The organism is Rheinheimera sp. MM224, from assembly GCF_947090785.1.
Classification (GTDB): domain Bacteria; phylum Pseudomonadota; class Gammaproteobacteria; order Enterobacterales; family Alteromonadaceae; genus Pararheinheimera.
Map to the genome: position 1 here is coordinate 608,071 of NZ_OX352320.1, position 18,654 is coordinate 626,724.

The 18,654-nt window shown below is 45.8% G+C and carries 20 protein-coding genes and 1 riboswitch; of the genes, 10 read left to right on the forward strand and 10 right to left on the reverse strand.

Annotated features, from left to right (window positions below):
• Positions 1-36 precede the first annotated feature (36 nt).
• The 5 genes from OM978_RS02940 to OM978_RS02960 all read right to left on the reverse strand — a co-directional run bounded on the left by OM978_RS02940 (position 37) and on the right by OM978_RS02960 (position 3,788).
• On the reverse strand, positions 37-663 hold the full coding sequence (locus OM978_RS02940; protein WP_264345448.1) for a 2OG-Fe(II) oxygenase: 627 nt from the start codon (positions 661-663) through the stop codon (positions 37-39).
• A 113-nt stretch (positions 664-776) separates the two neighbouring features.
• Positions 777-1,703: a hypothetical protein gene (locus tag OM978_RS02945; protein ID WP_264345449.1), complete on the reverse strand. Its 927-nt coding sequence runs from the start codon at positions 1,701-1,703 to the stop codon at positions 777-779.
• Complete coding sequence (locus tag OM978_RS02950) at positions 1,700-2,347, reverse strand: hypothetical protein (protein ID WP_264345450.1); 648 nt, start codon at positions 2,345-2,347, stop codon at positions 1,700-1,702. Before OM978_RS02950 ends, OM978_RS02945 begins: the two co-directional genes overlap by 4 nt.
• Positions 2,322-2,885, reverse strand: a complete 564-nt coding sequence (locus OM978_RS02955; protein ID WP_264345451.1) for an RNA polymerase sigma factor — start codon at positions 2,883-2,885, stop codon at positions 2,322-2,324. The genes OM978_RS02950 and OM978_RS02955 overlap by 26 nt, the downstream gene beginning before the upstream one ends.
• A gap of 156 nt (positions 2,886-3,041) precedes the next feature.
• Positions 3,042-3,788 carry a hypothetical protein gene (locus OM978_RS02960; protein ID WP_264345452.1) on the reverse strand — a complete coding sequence of 249 codons (747 nt, stop codon included), beginning with the start codon at positions 3,786-3,788 and terminating at the stop codon, positions 3,042-3,044.
• Between the two features lie 159 nt (positions 3,789-3,947).
• Between OM978_RS02960 and OM978_RS02965 the strand changes: the two genes are divergently transcribed.
• From OM978_RS02965 to OM978_RS02980, 4 genes are all read left to right on the forward strand, one after another.
• A complete protein-coding gene (locus OM978_RS02965; RefSeq protein ID WP_264345453.1) occupies positions 3,948-5,081 on the forward strand; it encodes a sensor histidine kinase in 1,134 nt (377 codons plus the stop codon).
• The gene (locus OM978_RS02970) at positions 5,078-5,722 is read left to right on the forward strand and encodes a response regulator transcription factor (RefSeq protein ID WP_264345454.1); all 645 of its coding nucleotides are present in this window, start codon (positions 5,078-5,080) and stop codon (positions 5,720-5,722) included. The genes OM978_RS02965 and OM978_RS02970 overlap by 4 nt, the downstream gene beginning before the upstream one ends.
• 125 nt (positions 5,723-5,847) lie before the next feature.
• Positions 5,848-9,108 carry a PAS domain S-box protein gene (locus OM978_RS02975; RefSeq protein WP_264345455.1) on the forward strand — a complete coding sequence of 1,087 codons (3,261 nt, stop codon included), beginning with the start codon at positions 5,848-5,850 and terminating at the stop codon, positions 9,106-9,108.
• 56 nt (positions 9,109-9,164) lie between these two features.
• The gene (locus OM978_RS02980) at positions 9,165-9,737 is read left to right on the forward strand and encodes a DUF3833 domain-containing protein (RefSeq protein WP_264345456.1); all 573 of its coding nucleotides are present in this window, start codon (positions 9,165-9,167) and stop codon (positions 9,735-9,737) included.
• Here the strand turns inward: OM978_RS02980 and OM978_RS02985 are convergent.
• On the reverse strand, positions 9,734-10,132 hold the full coding sequence (locus OM978_RS02985; RefSeq protein ID WP_264345457.1) for a DUF2721 domain-containing protein: 399 nt from the start codon (positions 10,130-10,132) through the stop codon (positions 9,734-9,736). The genes OM978_RS02980 and OM978_RS02985 overlap by 4 nt on opposite strands.
• Positions 10,133-10,295: 163 nt before the next feature.
• On the opposite strand from OM978_RS02985, the gene OM978_RS02990 reads away from it, so the two are divergent.
• Together OM978_RS02990 and OM978_RS02995 are read left to right on the forward strand one after the other, a co-directional pair.
• A complete protein-coding gene (locus OM978_RS02990; RefSeq protein WP_264345458.1) occupies positions 10,296-10,928 on the forward strand; it encodes a YjaG family protein in 633 nt (210 codons plus the stop codon).
• A 107-nt stretch (positions 10,929-11,035) separates the two neighbouring features.
• Positions 11,036-11,119: riboswitch (cyclic di-GMP riboswitch) on the forward strand.
• 172 nt (positions 11,120-11,291) lie between these two features.
• Positions 11,292-11,660, forward strand: a complete 369-nt coding sequence (locus OM978_RS02995; protein WP_264345459.1) for a DUF3718 domain-containing protein — start codon at positions 11,292-11,294, stop codon at positions 11,658-11,660.
• 52 nt (positions 11,661-11,712) lie between these two features.
• Here OM978_RS02995 and OM978_RS03000 read toward each other — a convergent pair whose 3' ends face one another.
• Positions 11,713-11,862, reverse strand: coding sequence for an RsmD family RNA methyltransferase (locus OM978_RS03000; RefSeq protein ID WP_264345460.1), 150 nt, complete (start codon positions 11,860-11,862; stop codon positions 11,713-11,715).
• Positions 11,841-12,308, reverse strand: coding sequence for a 16S rRNA (guanine(966)-N(2))-methyltransferase RsmD (rsmD, locus tag OM978_RS03005; protein WP_264345461.1), 468 nt, complete (start codon positions 12,306-12,308; stop codon positions 11,841-11,843). The genes OM978_RS03000 and rsmD overlap by 22 nt, the downstream gene beginning before the upstream one ends.
• 231 nt (positions 12,309-12,539) lie before the next feature.
• On the opposite strand from rsmD, the gene ftsY reads away from it, so the two are divergent.
• The 3 genes from ftsY to ftsX are packed head-to-tail and all read left to right on the forward strand — an operon-like array spanning position 12,540 to position 15,228.
• Positions 12,540-13,565: a signal recognition particle-docking protein FtsY gene (ftsY, locus tag OM978_RS03010; RefSeq protein ID WP_413691213.1), complete on the forward strand. Its 1,026-nt coding sequence runs from the start codon at positions 12,540-12,542 to the stop codon at positions 13,563-13,565.
• Between the two features lie 2 nt (positions 13,566-13,567).
• Positions 13,568-14,251, forward strand: coding sequence for a cell division ATP-binding protein FtsE (gene ftsE, locus OM978_RS03015; RefSeq protein WP_127020082.1), 684 nt, complete (start codon positions 13,568-13,570; stop codon positions 14,249-14,251).
• Positions 14,248-15,228, forward strand: coding sequence for a permease-like cell division protein FtsX (gene ftsX, locus OM978_RS03020; protein WP_264345463.1), 981 nt, complete (start codon positions 14,248-14,250; stop codon positions 15,226-15,228). Before ftsE ends, ftsX begins: the two co-directional genes overlap by 4 nt.
• Before the next feature lie 19 nt (positions 15,229-15,247).
• On the opposite strand, the gene OM978_RS03025 is transcribed toward ftsX, so the two are convergent.
• Complete coding sequence (locus tag OM978_RS03025) at positions 15,248-16,468, reverse strand: EAL and HDOD domain-containing protein (RefSeq protein WP_264345464.1); 1,221 nt, start codon at positions 16,466-16,468, stop codon at positions 15,248-15,250.
• Between the two features lie 212 nt (positions 16,469-16,680).
• On the opposite strand from OM978_RS03025, the gene rpoH reads away from it, so the two are divergent.
• A complete protein-coding gene (rpoH, locus tag OM978_RS03030; RefSeq protein WP_233007620.1) occupies positions 16,681-17,535 on the forward strand; it encodes an RNA polymerase sigma factor RpoH in 855 nt (284 codons plus the stop codon).
• 67 nt (positions 17,536-17,602) lie between these two features.
• On the opposite strand, the gene OM978_RS03035 is transcribed toward rpoH, so the two are convergent.
• Positions 17,603-18,652, reverse strand: a complete 1,050-nt coding sequence (locus OM978_RS03035) for a divergent polysaccharide deacetylase family protein (RefSeq protein ID WP_264345465.1) — start codon at positions 18,650-18,652, stop codon at positions 17,603-17,605.
• Between the last annotated feature and the right edge of the window lie 2 nt (positions 18,653-18,654).

Consider the following 18,654-nt stretch of genomic DNA (forward strand, 5'->3'; position numbering starts at 1 on the left):
CGTAGTGCGAGTGTTTTATGGGATGTTTTATGCTTTTTACTCTGAAGGATCAACCTGGCCCTGAATGCTGCTGTTATGTCGAAACCAGCCAGCAATGCTGTAGCGGGTTTGTGCTGCTGGTAACACTTCATGTGGAAAGCGACAGCTTTCAAAAATCACCAGCGTGCCAGCTTTTGGCTGTACTTTAGTTAACAGTTGATCCTGTTCGTCATAGAGCACCAGCTCGCCGCCTTGCTCTACTGTATTCAGATAACAAACACTGGATAACACACGATTCGAACGACCAACAAAAGCATCCAGATGTTTCTGATAAAAGTCGCCTTGCTGGTAGCGGGCGTAATGCGCTTCAAAATCTATTAAACCTAAAAAGCAGCGTTGGTTCATATCCTGTTGCAATAGTGCCATCTGCTGTAAATACTGCTGCTGCACTGAGTTAGCTGTACTTAGCCATGCCGTATGATCGCGCCTTACTTGCTGATTTAGCTGATGCTGACCCTGACGTCCCACTCCTGCTGCGGTCAAACTTTGCTGTTGCACGTCCTGATACAACTGCCAACATAAGTCAGCCGGAATAGCCTGTTCCAATATCACATAGCCATGCTGATAAAAAGGGCAGGCTATCTGTTCCAGCCAGTGTGTTGAGGTGGGCCATTGATAGGACATAACAACTATTCCGCTCTGTTTCATCATGAAATTGCGGCTTTGTACGCCAGAAGCTGAACAGCTGTCAAGACAACACAGAGCCTCTCTGCTGTGTTGTCTTGAGGAGGAAGTTATTAATACTGGTAGTAGCTGGCTTTCTTCAATAAAGCAGGTGCATCAATTTTTCCTGTAACACACTGGTTAATATCGGATTTTTTTACCACCCAGTAGTGATCTTTGGCATTGTCACGGCCTGATAAGCTCAGTTGAAAAGACACAAACTCCTGCTCTTTTAAATCCCTTAAACTGGCACCGTAATCACACAAGGTATTACTGAATACCTGACCCACTTTAGCCACCAATTCAGTCTGGCGCTGCGCTGCCAGCTTTTGTTGCTCAGCGCGTTTTTTATTGTATTCCAGCTCTTGCTCTGTCAGATTTTTTTGCAACTGTGCCAGCTGAGTTTTCAGTTGTTCTGACTTTTGGTTAATTTCGGTCAGCTTCTTTTGCTGATCTGAATCCAGCTTACTGACTTTGGCTGAGAACTCGATATCGCGTTTTTCCCGCTCGTAATCCCGTAAATCACGCTCTATATCACGGCGCTCTTCCCGCAGATCCCGCAGTTTTTCACTTTGATCCTGCTGTTGTTCTGCCATGGCCTCGGCGGCTTCAGCCATTTCTTCCATAGCTTCTTCATCAAAGCTAAAACTAAAGCTGTTGCCGTTCTCCGAGATGCTGATGGAGTTTGCCACGTTGGCTGCAACCGCTACCCCTGAACCTGGTGCTGGAGCCATAGCTGGCATCGGTGGCATAGGAGGCATGACAAAATGCCTTAACCAGCCACTGTTACTGTCGACCCGAAAGGCTACCCCTTGCCCAAACAGATAGCTGTGCTGAATGCGGCCTATGCTGGAATGTTCTTCGCCGCCTAAGGAGCTTTGCAGTATATCCTGCATAATTTTCAGGTTTTGTCCGAGTTTGGCGTTCACTTCTGTGGCTGCAAAACTGTTGCTTGCGATAATAAGGCCTGCCAACAAGGAGACTTTGCTGAACATCTTCATGGTTTTCTTACTCCACTACGTTGTTGATCCGGGTTATAGACAGCACTGGTATCCAGTCTGGCCTGGCTTGGCTGGTAATTTTCCTGCCAGTAGTGCCAGTCAGACTGACGTTGCTGATTCAGGTATTCCACCAGTTCCAGCATGTCGGTGCGTCTTTCTTTGGTTTGTTGTTCGGTTAAATAATCCTTCAGCAAGATCAGCTGCGAAGCTTGCTGTTGCACATTGCCCTGTAACTGGGTCTGAATATAATCCTGTTGCTCTTTGCGATAGCTTGCGAGCAAGGTTTCCAGTTGTTGTTGCTGCATTTGTTGTCCGCCACGCCAGCTTAATGTCAGGCCACCGTCCTGCATTTGCATTTCCAGCGGCGACAAGCTGACAACTAAGGCCAGTACTGAAAAGGCCACACTTAGTTTGGGCCACCAGTTGTTGCTTTTAGCCGGGCGCTGCCATTGCTGTGCAAACATCGACATGGTGTCGATTTCCGGCACCGGCGCAAAAAACGGTGCTTTAGCCTGACGCTGAATCATCTGCGCTGTCTGGAAACGGCTATACCATTCACTATTCTGGTCCAGTTGCTGTTCGCATTCGCTGGCCGTAATTTTTCCGGCCAGCCAGGCTTCAAAAATTTGCTGACTGTTCGACATCTGTTAACTCCAACTGCGTACGCAGTTTATCTAAGGCCGCATAAAATCTGGATTTGATGGTATTGCTCGACAGCGCCAACTGATCGGCAATTTCATCAAAAGTAAATTGCTGGTAAAACCGCAATTCCACGACGAGTCGTTGCTCAGGCGGCAAGGATCGTAACTGTTGTTGCACCAGCCGCTGTGTATGCTGGCCATACAGTTGTTGTTCAAAGCTTGGTGCTTCATCATCATAAAAATCGTGATCGTCAGTAAACTCTGTGGTCGCTTTACGTCTACGGAGCATATCCATGGCTCTGTAGTTGGCTATGCCAAACAACCAGCTTTTAAACGAGCTGTCACCACGGTACTGCGCCAGATTCCGGCAAAGCACCATCAATACATCCTGCAATAAATCGCGGGCGTCGTCGGGCGAACCCAATAAACGCAGGCCAAAATAATACAGGGGCGCCTGATATCTCGACACCAATTGCTGCCAGGCTTTGGCATCGCCGCCTATGGCTTTTTCTATTAAGCTCTCGTCGCTGCGTTTAAACACTTTTGATCTATTTTGAAGTTGTATTGATGATAAGTCGTATCAGGTCTGAAAATAGTTTGCCTGATTTGACAAAAAAGCAGGAATATTTTTGAAGAGTTTTTAAGTGTATAAATATAAAGGAGAATTTCTGAAGAAATTCTCCTTGGTTTTTTCAGGTTATGACGCTGAGCTTCTTAAGGGCTGTGCTAAGCGGCGTTTAAACCAGATAGTAGCTGGCACACCTATCAGGCTTGGGATCAGCCAGGGCAACATCATCCAGTGGCCTGTTAATAACTCGGCAAATAAAGCACGGCCACCGAAGGCAAAAAATGCGGTGTAAGCAGCAATGCCAGAACCAATCATGGCGGAGGCGTGTTCTATTAACCAGCGGTTGGCTGTGACAGTTTTGGTATGCAGGTAGGCCAGAATACTAAAGCTGGTCACTAGCGAAATACCTGCAAATACCATGACCAGCGGCATATTAAACAGAAAACCTTGCCAGGCTGCATAGGGAGCCACGACCACAAGCAACCAGACCGGAGCCTGATAACTCCAGTGCTTAAGCGCAGCGCGGTTTTGTTTGCATAAAAGACTGCCAGTTGCATGACGTATGGTGACCCAGGTCAGCAGGCTGAGTAGAAACAAAAACAGGTTAATCATGTTAAAAAAAGCCAGTTTTCGCTCTGAGATCTGGCCATCCACCATCAGACCTGCACCTTTAATTCCAATTGGATCAAACCACACCATACTGGTCATCACCAGACCACTTACAGCTACAGCTTTCATAATATGACCATAATAACGGCCTGAGTTGCGATGCAATGAGCTGCCTTTACGGCTTAACATGGGTAACCAGAACAGTAGCAGTGCAATTACACCCAATACAATATGTAGTTTTAATAACAGGCTATGTAGCATTAACATGATCATTCTCCCTTTAGCAGATGCATTCAGACTAAAACTTTGGCTGTGTTTTCGCAGGTGCCATAAGTAAGGATTTTTGACTGTGACTTTTGGCCTATTGAGCCGCCACTGAAATCAGGCATACTTCAAAACAATGTCATCAAGTTCAGTAAAGCGGTAATGAAACTAAAAAATTCAATAGCATGGGATGTAGTGGCCGGGTTATTCACCTGGTTGTTGGTTTTTATGCTGAGTTTATGGCTGATGTGGCCTAATGAAAAACTCTGGTCTTTGTGGCCCTGGGTCATACCGTTATTTTTGCTGAACGGCGCATGTTTTTATTGGGTGACCCGAAGCGACGAACGCAATGGACCTTTACCCCCTCTGGTATTGTGTTGTTACCTGTTGCAGCTGCTGACAGCTTTGGCACTGAACTGGATGCTGCCGCTGGGTTATCTGGCGATCCTGAGCATTATTTGGGTGTCGGTCTTGCCTTATCTGGTGTCGATGCGAAAAGCCGTGTTTATTACTATTGCCGTACTGGGGCTTTGGTATGGTGTGGATTCTGCTCTTGAGCAAAGTTCTATGTGGATCACCGGACTTTTATTCAGCAGCTTTCACTTTTTTGCCTTGTTAATGACTCATCAGGCCCGTTCTGAGCAACGTGCCAGGCAGGAATTACAGCACAGCCATCAGCAATTGCTGGCGACTCAGGATTTGCTGATGATGGCATCACAACAACAGGAACGAACCCGTATAGCCCGTGATTTGCATGATGTGTTAGGCCATCATTTAACGGCTTTAACTATTAATTTGCAGGTAGCGGGGCATTTAACTGAAGGCGAAGCGAAAGCCAAAGTGGATCAATGTCATCAGATTGCCAAACTGCTGCTATCCGATGTGCGTGAATCCGTCAGTGCGTTGCGTGAGCATCAGCAGTTCTCCATTTATCAGGCGTTGGAGAAGCTTCTGACCGCAGTTCCCGGCGTAAGAGTGCAGTGGGATTGTCCGCAGGATGCAGAGCTTGCTGATGTGAAAGTAGCGCAGCAATTGTTGTTGATTGTGCAGGAGGCTTTAACCAATACCTTAAGGCACAGTCAGGCTACTGAGTTTTATTTATCTGTGAAACCTGTAGATGGCTTTTTACAGCTGACTATGTATGACAACGGCAAAGTGGCTCCAGACTGGAAACCTGGTAACGGTTTAACTGGTATGAAGGAGCGGGTTGCTTCTTGTGCCGGTACTCTGGTGTGGCAGATCAAAGACAACCACTTTCATTTACAGGTAATTTTACCTTCAGGATTACAGCTATGACGTTGCGAGTGTTGTTGGTTGACGATCAAATGCTGATCCGTCAGGGCATTAAAAGTTTATTACAGCTGTCCGGTTTGGTTGAGGTCGTGGCCGAGGCTCCGGATGGTTCCACTGTGGTGGAATTAGTGCAGCTGCATCAGCCGGACGTAGTTTTATTGGATTTATCTATGCCTAAAGTCGATGGCATAGCCACACTGGAGTTGTTAAAGCAGCAGCAACTGAAAACACCTGTACTGATTTTAACTACCTTTGAAGAGCATGATCTGGTGTTAAAAAGTATCCAACTGGGTGCCAAAGGCTATTTACTCAAAGACGTGTCGCTGGAGAGCTTAGTGTCGGCCATTCAGACGCTGCAGCAAGGCGGCACCTGTTTTCAAAGCACTATTACAGAGCGTTTATTGTCGGGTCTGAATCCGGTCAGTAATTTTCCCCGTCCAGCTGCTATTGAAGAGTTATCTGACAAAGAGCTGCAAATTTTACAGTTGATGGCGTCGGGTTATGCCAATAAAGAAATAGCCAGTGCGCTTTATAAATCTGAGGGGACAATAAAAAATCAGATCTCCAGTATTTTGGCTAAATTAGGGGTGCGAGACAGAACCCGTGCAGTGTTATTGGCTTTGGAACTAGGCTTGATCCACTAGTGTTGTCCCACACATACGGAGTTGCAGATAAATATAGATAAGTAGCTGATTTAACTTGCAGTAGTTCCAAATAATGCCGCTATACTGGAATTGTCTACAGGTCAGAGCCGGAGTTTTTTGTTTCTATGCGGTTAAAGCGCCCTTCACACAAAGGAATGTCCCTGCGGCTCTTTTTTACAGTGCCTGTTTTATTGTTATTTATCTTCACTGTAGGTTTGGTCAGTTTGATTTCTTATCTCAATGGCCAACAAGCCGCCTTGCATTATGGTCAGAAACTGGCAGACCAAATCAGTCTTCGTATTAACTCCCATTTGCAGTATTTGCTGGAAGTACCAAAAACTGTGCTGGATTCAGCCTTGCAGTCCATCGACACTGGCATGTTGGATTTGAAATCAGAGCAGGATGTAGCCCGCTTTATGGCTGTACAAATCCGTACTGCGCCTTATTTAACTTACGCTTCAGTGGGTTTTGCCAATGGCCGCTATCTTGGTGTCAACCGGGACGCAGCGAATGGTCTGCTCACTTTAATCAGTTCGATGCAACAGCAAGAGTTAATACGGGTGCGGTATACGTTACAGGAGTCGGGACTACCAGGTGCAGCACTCGAGCAGGCGGTACCCTATGATGTCAGAACCCGTAGCTGGTTTCAGCATGCGGTGACGCAAGGCAAACCAGCCTGGTATCCCATCTATAAATACCAGTCTTATGATGGCCTTGGGGTTGGACTGTCGGCTCCGGTGTATGGCAAAGGCGGCCAGCTACAGGCTGTTGTTGCAGCAGATATCAGTTTACGTCATCTGGAGTTGTATTTGCAGGCTCAATCAGTGGAGCAGCAGGGCCTGATTTTTATAACGGACCCTAAAGGCTACTTGATCGCCTCCTCGACAAAGGCGGCTTTATTATCCGATCAGGGTGCGATGGTTCATCAACTGCTGGCCAGTGAAAGTGAAAATTCATTGCTACAAAGCGCCGCACTTATGCTGGATCAGCAAGGTGAATCAAAAGGACAGTTGCAGTTTGAACACGCGAGTCAGCACTATCTGCTGAACGTTACAGAGTTTAATGACCCGCTTGGGTTAACCCTGCGCATAGTAGTAGTGATACCGCAGCAACAATTAATGAGTTTTGTTGATGAAAACTCCTTGCAGGCATTATGGCTAATTCTGCTGGCGGTGATAGTGGGCGCTTTGTTGATTTTTGTTTTAAGCCGCAAGCTGGTACAGCCTATCGAAGCCTTGCACCGACGTGCCGATCTGTTAGCCAGTGGAGACAGAACGGACTTTAATCTTTATCAAACCCCGGTATTTGAACTCAATGGGTTGATCCATTCCTTTGACGTAATGGCGAGCAAGCTCAGCGATGCTTTTGTACAGCTAGAGCAAAAAGTAGAACAAGGTACAGCCTCTTTAGATCGTTTATCACTGGTGGTCAGCCGAACTAGTAACGGTGTTGTGGTGACGGACTCTCAAGGTCATATTGAATGGGTCAACCCTGCTTTTGAGCGCCTGTCCGGTTGTAAAGGCAGTTATTTAAATGGCAAAACTATCACGCAGGTATTAGCTCAACAAAAAACAGAAGCGGCAGCATTGCAACGGATCCATCAAGCGATCACTGCAGGTTCCGGCTACTCCGAAGAGTTATTTTGGTCCAGTGCTTCGGGTCAAACCTGCTGGCTTAGTCTGGAATGTGATGCAGTTTTTGGTGAACAAGGCCAGCTCACAGGCTTTGTGGTGATCTTCCTCGATATCAGCAGCAGGAAAAAGTCCGAGTCGGAAGAAAAAGATAGTCAGAGCCGCACAGCCCGCCAGCGCAGCACTTTAGCTCAACTGGTGGTAGACGATGCGGTTGCAGCAGGGGATGGTCTGGCTTTTGCCAAAAACCTGGTGCGTGCAACATCTTTAGCCATAGTCTGCAGCAGAGTCAGTGTCTGGATGTTGTCCGAGCATGGCGATGAAATGTTTTGCTTGGCACTACACCAAAGCGAGGGGGATCCGCAACTGGGGCAACTGCTGCTAAGGCGAGCCGATTATCCGCATTATTTTGCTGCTGTGGCTTCACGCGGCTGGATATGTGCCAATGACGCTATTCATGATCCAGCAACCAGTGAGTTTGCTGAGGTCTATCTGAAGCCTTTAGGGATCAGCTCAATGCTTGATGCCGGCATTATTATCGCCGGTAAGGTCGTTGGAGTGCTTTGTCTTGAGCATATAGGACCCAAAAGGCAATGGCACTCAGACGAAGAAGCTTTTGTCAGTGCTATTGCTGCTGTGATGGCACAAACCTTATCTGTGGCGCAGCGCAAAGATGCGGAACAAATCAGTAAGGAGTATGCACAGCACACTCAAACCATTTTAAATAATGTGGTCGATGGCATTATTACTATTGATGAAAATGGCCGTATTGCCAGTATGAACCCAGCTGCCCAAAGCTTGTTTCGCTGCAAAGCTGAAGACTTTTTGGGGCATTATGCGACTAACCTGTTGCCACCACTCACCAGGCAATTACAGGATTCACAACAAGCTTATTTGCCAACTCCTGGAATTAAACCTCTGCTGGGGTGTAACCGCGAGCTGGACGGATTACGAGCCGATGGCAGTATCTTTGCTATGGAAATGGCATTGTCAGTGATGCGTCGGCAAGGACGGCTGATTTATATCTGTACTGTGAGGGATATCAGCGATCGTAAACGGATAGAGCGATTAAAAAATGAGTTTGTCTCTACTGTTAGTCACGAACTGCGTACGCCTTTAACCTCTATTACCGGCGCTTTAGGCTTATTACACGGCGGAGCCATGGGCGATATGCCTGATAAAACTACGAGTCTGATTGGCATCGCCTATAAAAATTGTCAGCGCTTAACTTTGCTGATCAATGATTTGCTGGATATAGAAAAAATAGCAGCAGGTAAGATGCAGTTTGATCTGAAAGCGGAGCGGGTGCTGCCTTTAATCCAACAAGCCTTGGATGCCAATAAAATGATGGCGCAAGAGCGGCATATCTATTTAAGTGTTCAGACGATGAGCACTGACGCCAGTATCAGGGTAGACGCCAAGCGGTTTATTCAAGTGCTATCAAACTTTTTAAGTAATGCCATTAAGTTTTCACCTGCTGCTGCCACTGTATTGGTTGAGTTGAGCCTGAGCGACCAAATGGTGCGTATAGCAGTCATAGACCAGGGGCCTGGTATACCTGAAAAATTCCGCGACCGTATTTTTCAGCGTTTTTCTCAGGCTGATGCATCAGATACCAGACAAATTGGTGGCACAGGTCTTGGGCTTGCGATTTCTAAAGAACTGGTGCACGGCATGAACGGCGTAATTGGCTTTGAATCTGTGGAAGGTGAAGGTGCTACTTTTTATTGCTGTTTTGCTTTGGCGCAGGACTGAGCCAGAGTTTGAATCGTCGCGTATAACTCTTATCTATCATTAGAGGAGCTTCTGTTATGCGTTTTATTGCTTTGTTTGCGCCACTGTTACTGTGGGGCTGCAGCCATCAGGTTCAGGACTATCAACAACAAACCCCGACTTTTCATTTACCTGATTATTTCAGTGGCTCACTCAACGCTTACGGCGTAGTAAAAAACTGGCAAGGTAAACAGAGTGTGCGCTTTGAAGCCCAGCTCTGTGGCCAGTGGCAAGGTAATAAAGGCACTTTATTCGAGTTATTTCATTTTAGCGATGGCCGGGTAGAGCAGCGGATTTGGCAATTGGCTGTGGACAAAGAAGGTAAGGTCACAGGTTCAGCGGCAGATGTGACAGGCCAGGCAACAGGTCAACAGGCGGGTAACACCTTATACTGGGAATATGTGCTGCAAATCCCGGATGGGGATGGCGTGATAGAAGTCAAAGTAGAAGACTGGTTGTATCTGGTTACACCAAAACAGCTGATGAACCAGTCCACTTTGTATAAGTTTGGTCTACCGGTGGGCGAAATTATTTTATCCATCCAGCAACAGGACAACAAAGCCAGTTGCAGCGCTTTGGAACAACAGCTGGCAAAACTAAGAGCAAGTTAAGCCTGCTCTTGCTCCATACTTTCCAGTTCTATTTTTATCGCGTTACAGGAAATCTGAATTTCGTATAAGGACACCAATAAACTCAGCATTAAACTGGCCAGACTGGCGCCAAAAGCGATCTGGCCGGCCAGACCCCACTGCATAAACAGAAAAAACATCGACAAGGTACAAAGTACAAAGCTAATAACGCCCCAACGCTGCATAGAGCGAATTAAAAACATCCGTTGTCGTAAGTTTTCAATCTGACGTTTGGCCATATCTCTGACTTGCCCGCCTTCACGGGTATTCAACTGACGAATAAGCTGGGCCAGTACTAAAAACCTGTTGGTATAGGCCAATAACAGCAAAGAAATTGCTGGAAACAACAAAGCAGGGGTAGTCATGGTCATCAGCATAAAGTCACCTGTGTTCAGAGTGGAGAAGGATTGACTAAGATTCTGATCATATTCGCATTAGTGCTGTGCTGGTAGTACACTGGACAAAAATAACAGTGTTTTCTGTCAGCCTGGGCTTGTGTATGATGCGCAGCCAGAGCGACCAGACCAGAACGGATTGAACATGAAACAAAAAGCAAACAACTTCCAGAATATGCGTGAACTAGGTTTTTATCAGCAAGCGGCTATAGCAGCGACTTTGCTGGAACGTATGTTGCCTAATTATCAGCTGTTTAGTGAAGTGACAGGCTTTGGCGACACCAAGTTATGTCGCGATATTCTGAATCTGGTGTGGGAATGGCTTTTTGTTAAGAAGGTCAAAATTAACTTTGAGCGTTTATGCAATGAGTTAGAGCTTGCGACACCAGATCAAAGCCAGTTTGATATGTTTGGTGTTTATCCTGCTATTGATACGGCCACAGCTTTGGATTCTATGCTAAATGGCATTTTGTCACAGGATGCGACTGAGTTTGTCAACGTTGCCAAAATTTCTCAGGCTTCAGTTGCCCGCTTAATAGAATATCAGGCTGAAGATATCGACATCACCACTGAAGCTGAATTGAAAAAGTGGGTACGTGATCATGAACTGATGGAATATGAAATGGATTGTCTGTCCGAATTGATTGAGCTGGTGACACCATTAAATGATGGTTTCCAACGTGAGCAAGTGCAAATGCTGAAAGCCTGGGTACGTGAACAAGGATTAAGCAATCTGGGTATGGAGCTTGTTCCTGAAACTCAAAATTCAGACGGCTAAAAGTCTTGCAGTCTGAATGAATAGTTCTTTTAGAGTCAATACTTTAACTTTGTTAAAAAGCGTTAAAATTCCTCTTGCATAAAAAGCAGTCACTGCTTAAAATGCGCGCGCTCGAAAGGCAAGTCTCCCGAAAGGGAGTACACGCAAAGCTGCAGATCTAAGGGGAAACCTACGATGGCTGGGCTGCCGTAATCTGATGATTACGTAGGACGCATCTACGCCAGTTCGCTGGTATCAAAGCTCCTCCTTTCGTGTTCGCTGATAAATAACAGCAAACATGTTGTTATTGAAGTTTCAGCCTGTTTTTTTACAGACCAATCAGCCTGATCTTTAGATCAGTGTTAGCCAACACCGGAGCTTGTTATGAAATTTAAATTTATTGCTGTAATCGCCATCGCTGCTGTTCAATTTGTTGCACCAACTGCCTCTGCAAATGACCAGATGGTTCAGTCTATCTGTGCATACGTGGCCGATAACAACAAAAACGACCTGCGTAAGGCTTTGTCTGATAACCGTATGCGTTTAAAAAATGTTTATGATGGTATCACCTGCGATGGTTTACCTTTAGTTCGTCATGCTATTAAACACAATGCAGCTGACACAGCTGAGTTCATCATCAAGCAGTTACCTGGTAGCCAGGTTGCTAAATCAGGTGATGTAGAGTGGGCAACCAGCAATGGTTTTGCTGCTTCTCCAATCCTGGAAGCGATCAAAGCCCGTAGCGCAAGCTAATCGAATTTTTATATGGAAAAGGCGCCTGATGGCGCCTTTTTTATTTTCGGGTTTAAGGTTGTTGCCAGAGCCGGTAAGCTAATTGCCCTGCCACTTTCTCTTTTAATAACAGCCAATCTGCAGGCAGTTGATCCAGCGCCAGTTCTTTTTCTGTTTCCAGATAAATCAACGCACCGGGTTTCAGCCAGCCTTGTTCTGCCAAAGCTTTGCAGCAAGGGAGCGCCATGTCTTGTCTGAAGGGGGGTCAATAAATACTAAATCAAACTGACGCTGCGCTGGTTTTTGTAACCACAACAACGTATCTGTCTGCAGAACTTCGGCCTCTGTGCTGCCCAGACTTTTCAAATGTTGTTTGAGTAAGTTCGCTGCTTTGGCTTCTTTTTCCAGCAACAAGACAAAATTAGCATAACGCGATAAGGCTTCTAAGCCCAAACTACCACTACCTGCAAAACAGTCCAGTACAGTGCTGCCTGCCACATCCTGCATCAGCCAGTTGAATAGCGTTTCTTTGACTCTGTCTGAAGTTGGTCTTAGTCCTGCGGCATCTAACACAGGCAAGCGCCGGCCTTTCCATTTGCCACTAATCAGCCTGACAAAACCTGGCCCCTGATGTGCCGGAACTGTACTGCGGCCCTTTGCTGTTTTCATTGAGTATTTTTGTCCTGCATCTTAAAGATGGTACTATATGGGTCAATTTTACCTTAGTTTTCGGATCTTCAGGCAGCGACCTTTATGACAAAGCAAAATAAACTCTTCTCCTGGCTTGGTTTTGGTAAAAAAGCTGAGGCTGCAGCTGTTGAAACTACAACAGAGCAGCAAGTACAACCTGTGGAACAACAGACAGAAGTCGTTCCTGTAAAAGAAGTGTCAGATGTGCCTATGCCTGATCCTGCGCCAGAGGTTGAAGCGACTCTGCCGGTTTCAACTCCAGCAGAGATTGTCACGGCTCCTGTCCCAGCTCTGCAACCTCAGCCTGCCGAACGTCCTGGTTTTTTTGCCCGTTTAAAACAAGGTTTAACTAAAACCAGCCAGAATTTAGGCAATGGTTTAGCCAGCCTGTTTTTAGGTAAAAAAATTGATGATGATTTATATGAAGAATTAGAAACCCAACTGTTGATGGCCGATGTCGGTGTAGATACCAGTCAGAAACTGATTAAACAACTGGTGCAACATGCGGATCGTAAACAGTTAAAAGATGCCGATGCCTTATTCGATAAGCTGCAACAGGAAATGGCATTGTTGTTGGATGAAGTTGAGCAACCTCTGCAACTGAAAGGCGCTGATGGTCCGTTTGTCATTCTGATGGTGGGTGTTAATGGCGTAGGTAAAACCACCACTATTGGCAAAATGGCGCAGCAGTTTAAGCAACAAGGCAAATCAGTGATGTTAGCCGCTGGTGATACCTTCAGAGCTGCAGCTGTGGAGCAGTTGCAGGTTTGGGGGGAACGTAATGCGATTCCTGTGATAGCCCAGCACAGCGGTGCTGACAGCGCTTCGGTAATTTTTGATGCTTATCAGGCAGCCAAAGCCCGTGGTGTCGATGTATTGATAGCCGATACCGCCGGTCGTCTGCAAAACAAAGCGCATTTAATGGAAGAGCTGAAAAAGATTGTCCGGGTGATGAAAAAAATCGATGCCAATGCGCCACATGAAGTGATGCTGACACTGGACGCTGGTACAGGACAAAATGCCTTAAGTCAGGCACGCTTATTTAAAGAAGCAGTGGATATTACCGGTATCAGCTTAACCAAGCTCGATGGCACGGCCAAAGGTGGTGTGATATTCGCAATCGCTGATCAGTTTAAATTACCTATCCGCTACATTGGTGTGGGTGAGGGGATAGATGACTTGCGGGTATTTGATAGTAAAGATTTTATTAAGGCATTGTTTGCCAGGGATCTCTGATTATGTTGCGTTTTGAGCAAGTGACAAAAAGTTATAGCGGTGGTTTTGTAGCGCTCGACAGGGTTAGTTTTCATCTGGAAAAAGGCGAAATGGCCTTTTTAACAGGGCATTCAGGCGCGGGTAAAAGTACCTTATTAAAACTGATCAGCCTGATTGAGCGTCCAAGCACAGGGAAAGTGTTTATCAATGGTGTGGATTTAAGCCGGGTGAACAAAGGTCAGGTACCTTATGTACGCCGTGATATTGGTATGATTTTCCAGAACCATAAGCTGTTGATGAACCATAGTGTGTTCGACAATGTGGCCTTGCCTTTAGTGATTGAAGGTTTCAGCGGCAAAGACATGACCAAGCGAGTGCATGCAGCTTTGGATAAAGTTGGGCTGCTGGATAAGGTGCGTTGCCTGCCTCACACTTTATCTGGTGGCGAACAACAACGGGTTGGTATAGCCCGAGCCGTGGTTAATCGCCCACCTTTATTGTTAGCAGATGAACCCACAGGGAATCTGGATCCTGATTTATCTAAAGACATTATGAACGTATTCGAAGCCTTTAATCAGGTCGGCGTGTCTGTGCTGATTGCCAGTCACGATTTAAGTTTATTAGCCCGGATGCGTTACCGCACCCTGACCTTAAAAAATGGTCGCATGATCAACGATGGCTTAACGTCCTATGGAGCCGACGAATGAGTATTTTATTTCAGGGCCGTGCGACAGGGGCTACCGCGGTGAAGCAAAGCTTGTGGAACAGATTTGTGATGTTTTGGGTGCATCATATTCGCCAGGCTCTGACCAGTTTAGGTGAAATATGGCTGACTCCGGCTTCGTCATTATTAACAGTGGCTGTGCTTGGCGTTAGTTTAACTTTGCCTGTCACTTTGCATTTAATGGTGAAAAACCTACAGCAGGTCAGTACCAGTGTGGATCAGGCTGCGCAAATCAGCTTGTTTTTAAAAGCGGACACCAATGAAACTCAAATTGCAGAACTCATAGCTTTGCTGCAAGCCAACCCTGAAGTGGCAGATGTGCAGTTTATTGATAAAAGTCAGGCTCTGGCTGAATTTACCGCCGAGTCTGGTTTTGGTGATGCGTTAAGTTACATCGAAGACAATCCGTTACCTCATGTGATGCTGGTCAGTCCAAAAAATACCTCCAGCGTAGCAGCTTCGGCTTTGCTGACGGCGCTACAGCAAGAGCGTTATGTTGAATTAGCGAAGCTGGATATCGGCTGGTTAGAGCGTCTGGATGCAATTGTTAGCTTAGTGCGTCAGGTGGCTATTGCTGTGGCTTTGCTGTTGATGGTCGCTGTGCTTCTGGTGGTGGGTAATACCATTCGATTGATGATCCTGAATAAAAAAGACGAAATTGAAGTCATGAAGCTGGTGGGAGCTACCAACAGTTATATCCAGCGGCCTTTTTTATATACGGGCATTTGGCTTGGTTTTTTTGGTGGCATCCTGACGTTTTTAATCGAAGAAGTACTGCTGTGGTGGTTAAAGCAGGCGATCGCCAGTGTGACTCAGTTGTACGAAAGCAGCTTTACTTTACAGCCGCTTAGTCTTGCTGAATTAGGTTACTTATTACTGGTTGCTGTCGCCCTGGGCTTTATTGGCTCATTTTTGGCCGTGCGTCGCAATATCAGCCAGATTGAGGCGACAGGCCTTTAACTGAGTTGAGTAACGGGGGTTAATGCTGCTGCACCGTCAGCAATCGTTGCCCCCATTCCACCGCTTCAAAGTACACCAGATTTAAATCTACAGTCTCCGGTACCATACGGGATGACAGTTCAGTTTGTTGTTGCCACAAGCCATGTTCAAAAGTCCGTTCAACCGTCAGATAATCGGCCAGTACCCCTTTATTTTCCAGCAGCGCTGCTTTTATTTCAGGTAATAAAGGCAATTGTGCCAATAGCTCTTCCAGCGGTTGCTCCAATAAAGCATCCACCAAAGAAAATAAACCTGTTAAAAACGCCGCTGGTGGGTTTTCTGTATCACCGCGAATATTGGCCAGGCGATCACAGAATCGTGCGCGGATCAGCGACATCACTAGCAGCTCATCAGATTGACCTTCTGCCAGATTAGCCAGTGCCAGTAGCGAGATAAACTTTTTCAGCTCAGCTTCGCCCATATACACCATGGCATGTTTCAGCGAGCCAATACATTGCTTGCGGGCATAATGCACACTGTTAATAAAACGCAGCAGCTTGTACGACATATCCAAATCACGTTCTACTATGGCAGCCAAACCATCATAGTCCAACCGTACTTTGCTGGACTCGCTGATCAGAGCCAACAAATTCAGTTTGTTACTTCCCAGTTGTTTATGCTTCAGCATTTCCGGGCGGGCAAAAAAGTAACCCTGATATAAATCAAACCCCAGCTGTTTCAGTTGTGCGTATTCATCTGCTGTTTCTACCTTTTCAGCCAACAGAGTGACCGGGTATTTAGCAATACGGCGCAAATATTTGCTGATTTGCAGAATGTTAAACATCTGCACATCCACTTTAATAATACTGACGTAAGGTAAAAACACGTCCCACTTGGCATCAAAATCATGATCGTCCAATGCCAGGCGATAGCCCATTTTATGCAGCTCTTTGCAGGCCGTTAGCAGTTCATCACTGATAGGCACAGTTTCGAGAATTTCGATTACCATACTGTTCGGATCAATAGAAGTAGGGAAGTGGTGAATTAAAGTGTCAGCTGAAAAGTTAATAAAGGCTTGTTTGCCGCCAGTGATTTTTTCGACGCCAAGTAAAAGGTGATGTTGCGTAATGAGTTTAGAGGTCGCTTCATCGGCATCAATATTAGGGAAGCAGTTGTCTACGCCATCCCTGAATAACAGTTCATAGCCTGTTACGGCTTTTTGACGATCAAAAATAGGCTGACGGGCGACATAACAGTACATAAAGTTGGCCTTGAGTGATTTTTGTTTTTTTCATTAGCACATATCGCAAGTTCTAAATTTATCATATAAGAAAACTCAGCCTTTATATATGAATTGATATTATTAAAAATTAGGGCTTATACAATTCGGGTCTTAAAACCAGAAAATTTTTTTAGCACTCTCCATCAAAGAGTGCTAAGATTTGACCCAATCAAGCGATTAGGGGAAATTACATGACTCAGGCTTCACAAATGATGAATCTGACAGTGGCTGGAAGTGGCAGCCTAGAAGCTTACACTCATGCGGTAAGTACTATCCCAATGCTCACAGCAGAAGAAGAACGTTCTTTAGCTGAAAAATTACAGCAAGACGGTGATTTAGAATCGGCTCGTGTGCTGATTATGTCTCACCTGCGCTTTGTGGTGCATATTGCCCGCAGCTACTCAGGTTATGGTTTGCCAATCAGCGACTTAATTCAGGAAGGTAATATAGGCCTGATGAAAGCAGTAAAACGTTTTGACCCTACAGTGGGTGTTCGTTTAGTGTCTTTTGCAGTGCATTGGATCAAAGCTGAAATTCACGAGTTTGTGCTGAAAAACTGGCGTATTGTCAAAGTGGCAACCACCAAAGCACAACGTAAGCTGTTCTTTAATCTGCGCAAAGCCAAAAAGCATTTAGGCTGGTTCAGTAAAGAAGAAGTGCAAAACGTAGCTGATTCGTTAGGTGTTCCTGTGCACGAAGTGCTGGAAATGGAATCCCGTATGAGCAATCACGATATGCCTTTTGATGCTTCGGATGATGAAGACGAAAGCAATTACACTGCGCCGGTATTTTATCTGCAGGATAAAGGCTCAGATTTAGCCAATCGTATTGAAGAAGACCAGTGGGATAATGCTTCAGTGGATCGTTTGCAGGCTGCTGTACGCACGCTGGACGACCGTAGCCAGGACATTATCCGTGCCCGTTGGTTAGATGATCAGAAATTGACGTTGCAGGAATTGGCTGACCGTTATCAGGTGTCTGCTGAGCGTGTACGTCAGTTAGAGAAAAACGCGATGAAGAAACTGCAGGCTGCAATGGCTGCTTAACGCTTCTTCCTTGTTAAAAAGCCCTGACATTTCAGGGCTTTTTGCTTTTTATCTGCAGCATTGTTAGTTAAAAACTACTTCCTAACTGATAAAAGGGCAAAGACTTCACTGGTTTTTTAGCCGGCTCTGGCAAGTTCCAGGGTTTTTGCATGAATACCGGAGCTGGTGTAATCACGGCTAAAGTCAAAGGATTCAGCAGCTCTGGTATATCCCATTGCTGGCTATACATGGCAATAATAGCGGCGGGCTCTTCGATGGCAGGCATAAATACCGGTTCTGCAATCTCTGCTTTTACTGGTGTATTCATTGGTGTGTTCTCCATGTCGTTAACATGTGCAAGCTGCACCGGATCCCGTTCAGGTAAAGATAAAGGTAGGTCCGCAGTTTGTGCTGCTGTCATCACCTGATAATCAGCAGGCAGCAATGCAGATAACTTCACTACTTCAATGCCTTGTGTTGCTAAATCGGCTAAATGCTTTTTCAGATAGGCGTAAGTTTCCGGATAAGGATGGCCAATAGCTATCGCATACTGATGTTGTTTGGCTAGCTTGATCATCAGCTTAAATTGCTTATCCAAGGCCGGGTAAGAGCGGTCGTTATCCAAAAACACCTGACGGGTCAGCAATGGCATCTGGTGTTTTTTTGCATAAACACCAGCCTGACTGCGGGCTGTGGTTTTACTGTCGAGGAAAAATAACTGACGTTTGGCAATATACCCCAAAGTCCAGTCCATCACGTCGGCCTGTTCTGTGAAGTAACTGCCCATATGATTGTTGACGCCTATAGCGTAAGGCACATCAGCAAAAGCGGCTTGTAATTTATGCTCAATTTGAGAGCGGCTCATGGTGATTTTTAACGCATTTTTACTTAAATCGGCACGACGTGCAGACTCCATTGGCATATGCAAAATCACATCACGATGCTTCTGATAAGCAGCTTTAGCCACTGCGTTGCTGTGTGTTGTATGAGGGATCACGGCAAAGGTCAGATCATAAGGTAATTCCAGCAGCTTGTAGTCAATCTGATGGTAACCAATATCATCAATCACAATAGCCACTTTGGCGGCAACAGAGGGCAAACTGCAAAGCGCAAAAGCTAAGCTTAATAGATACTTCATTT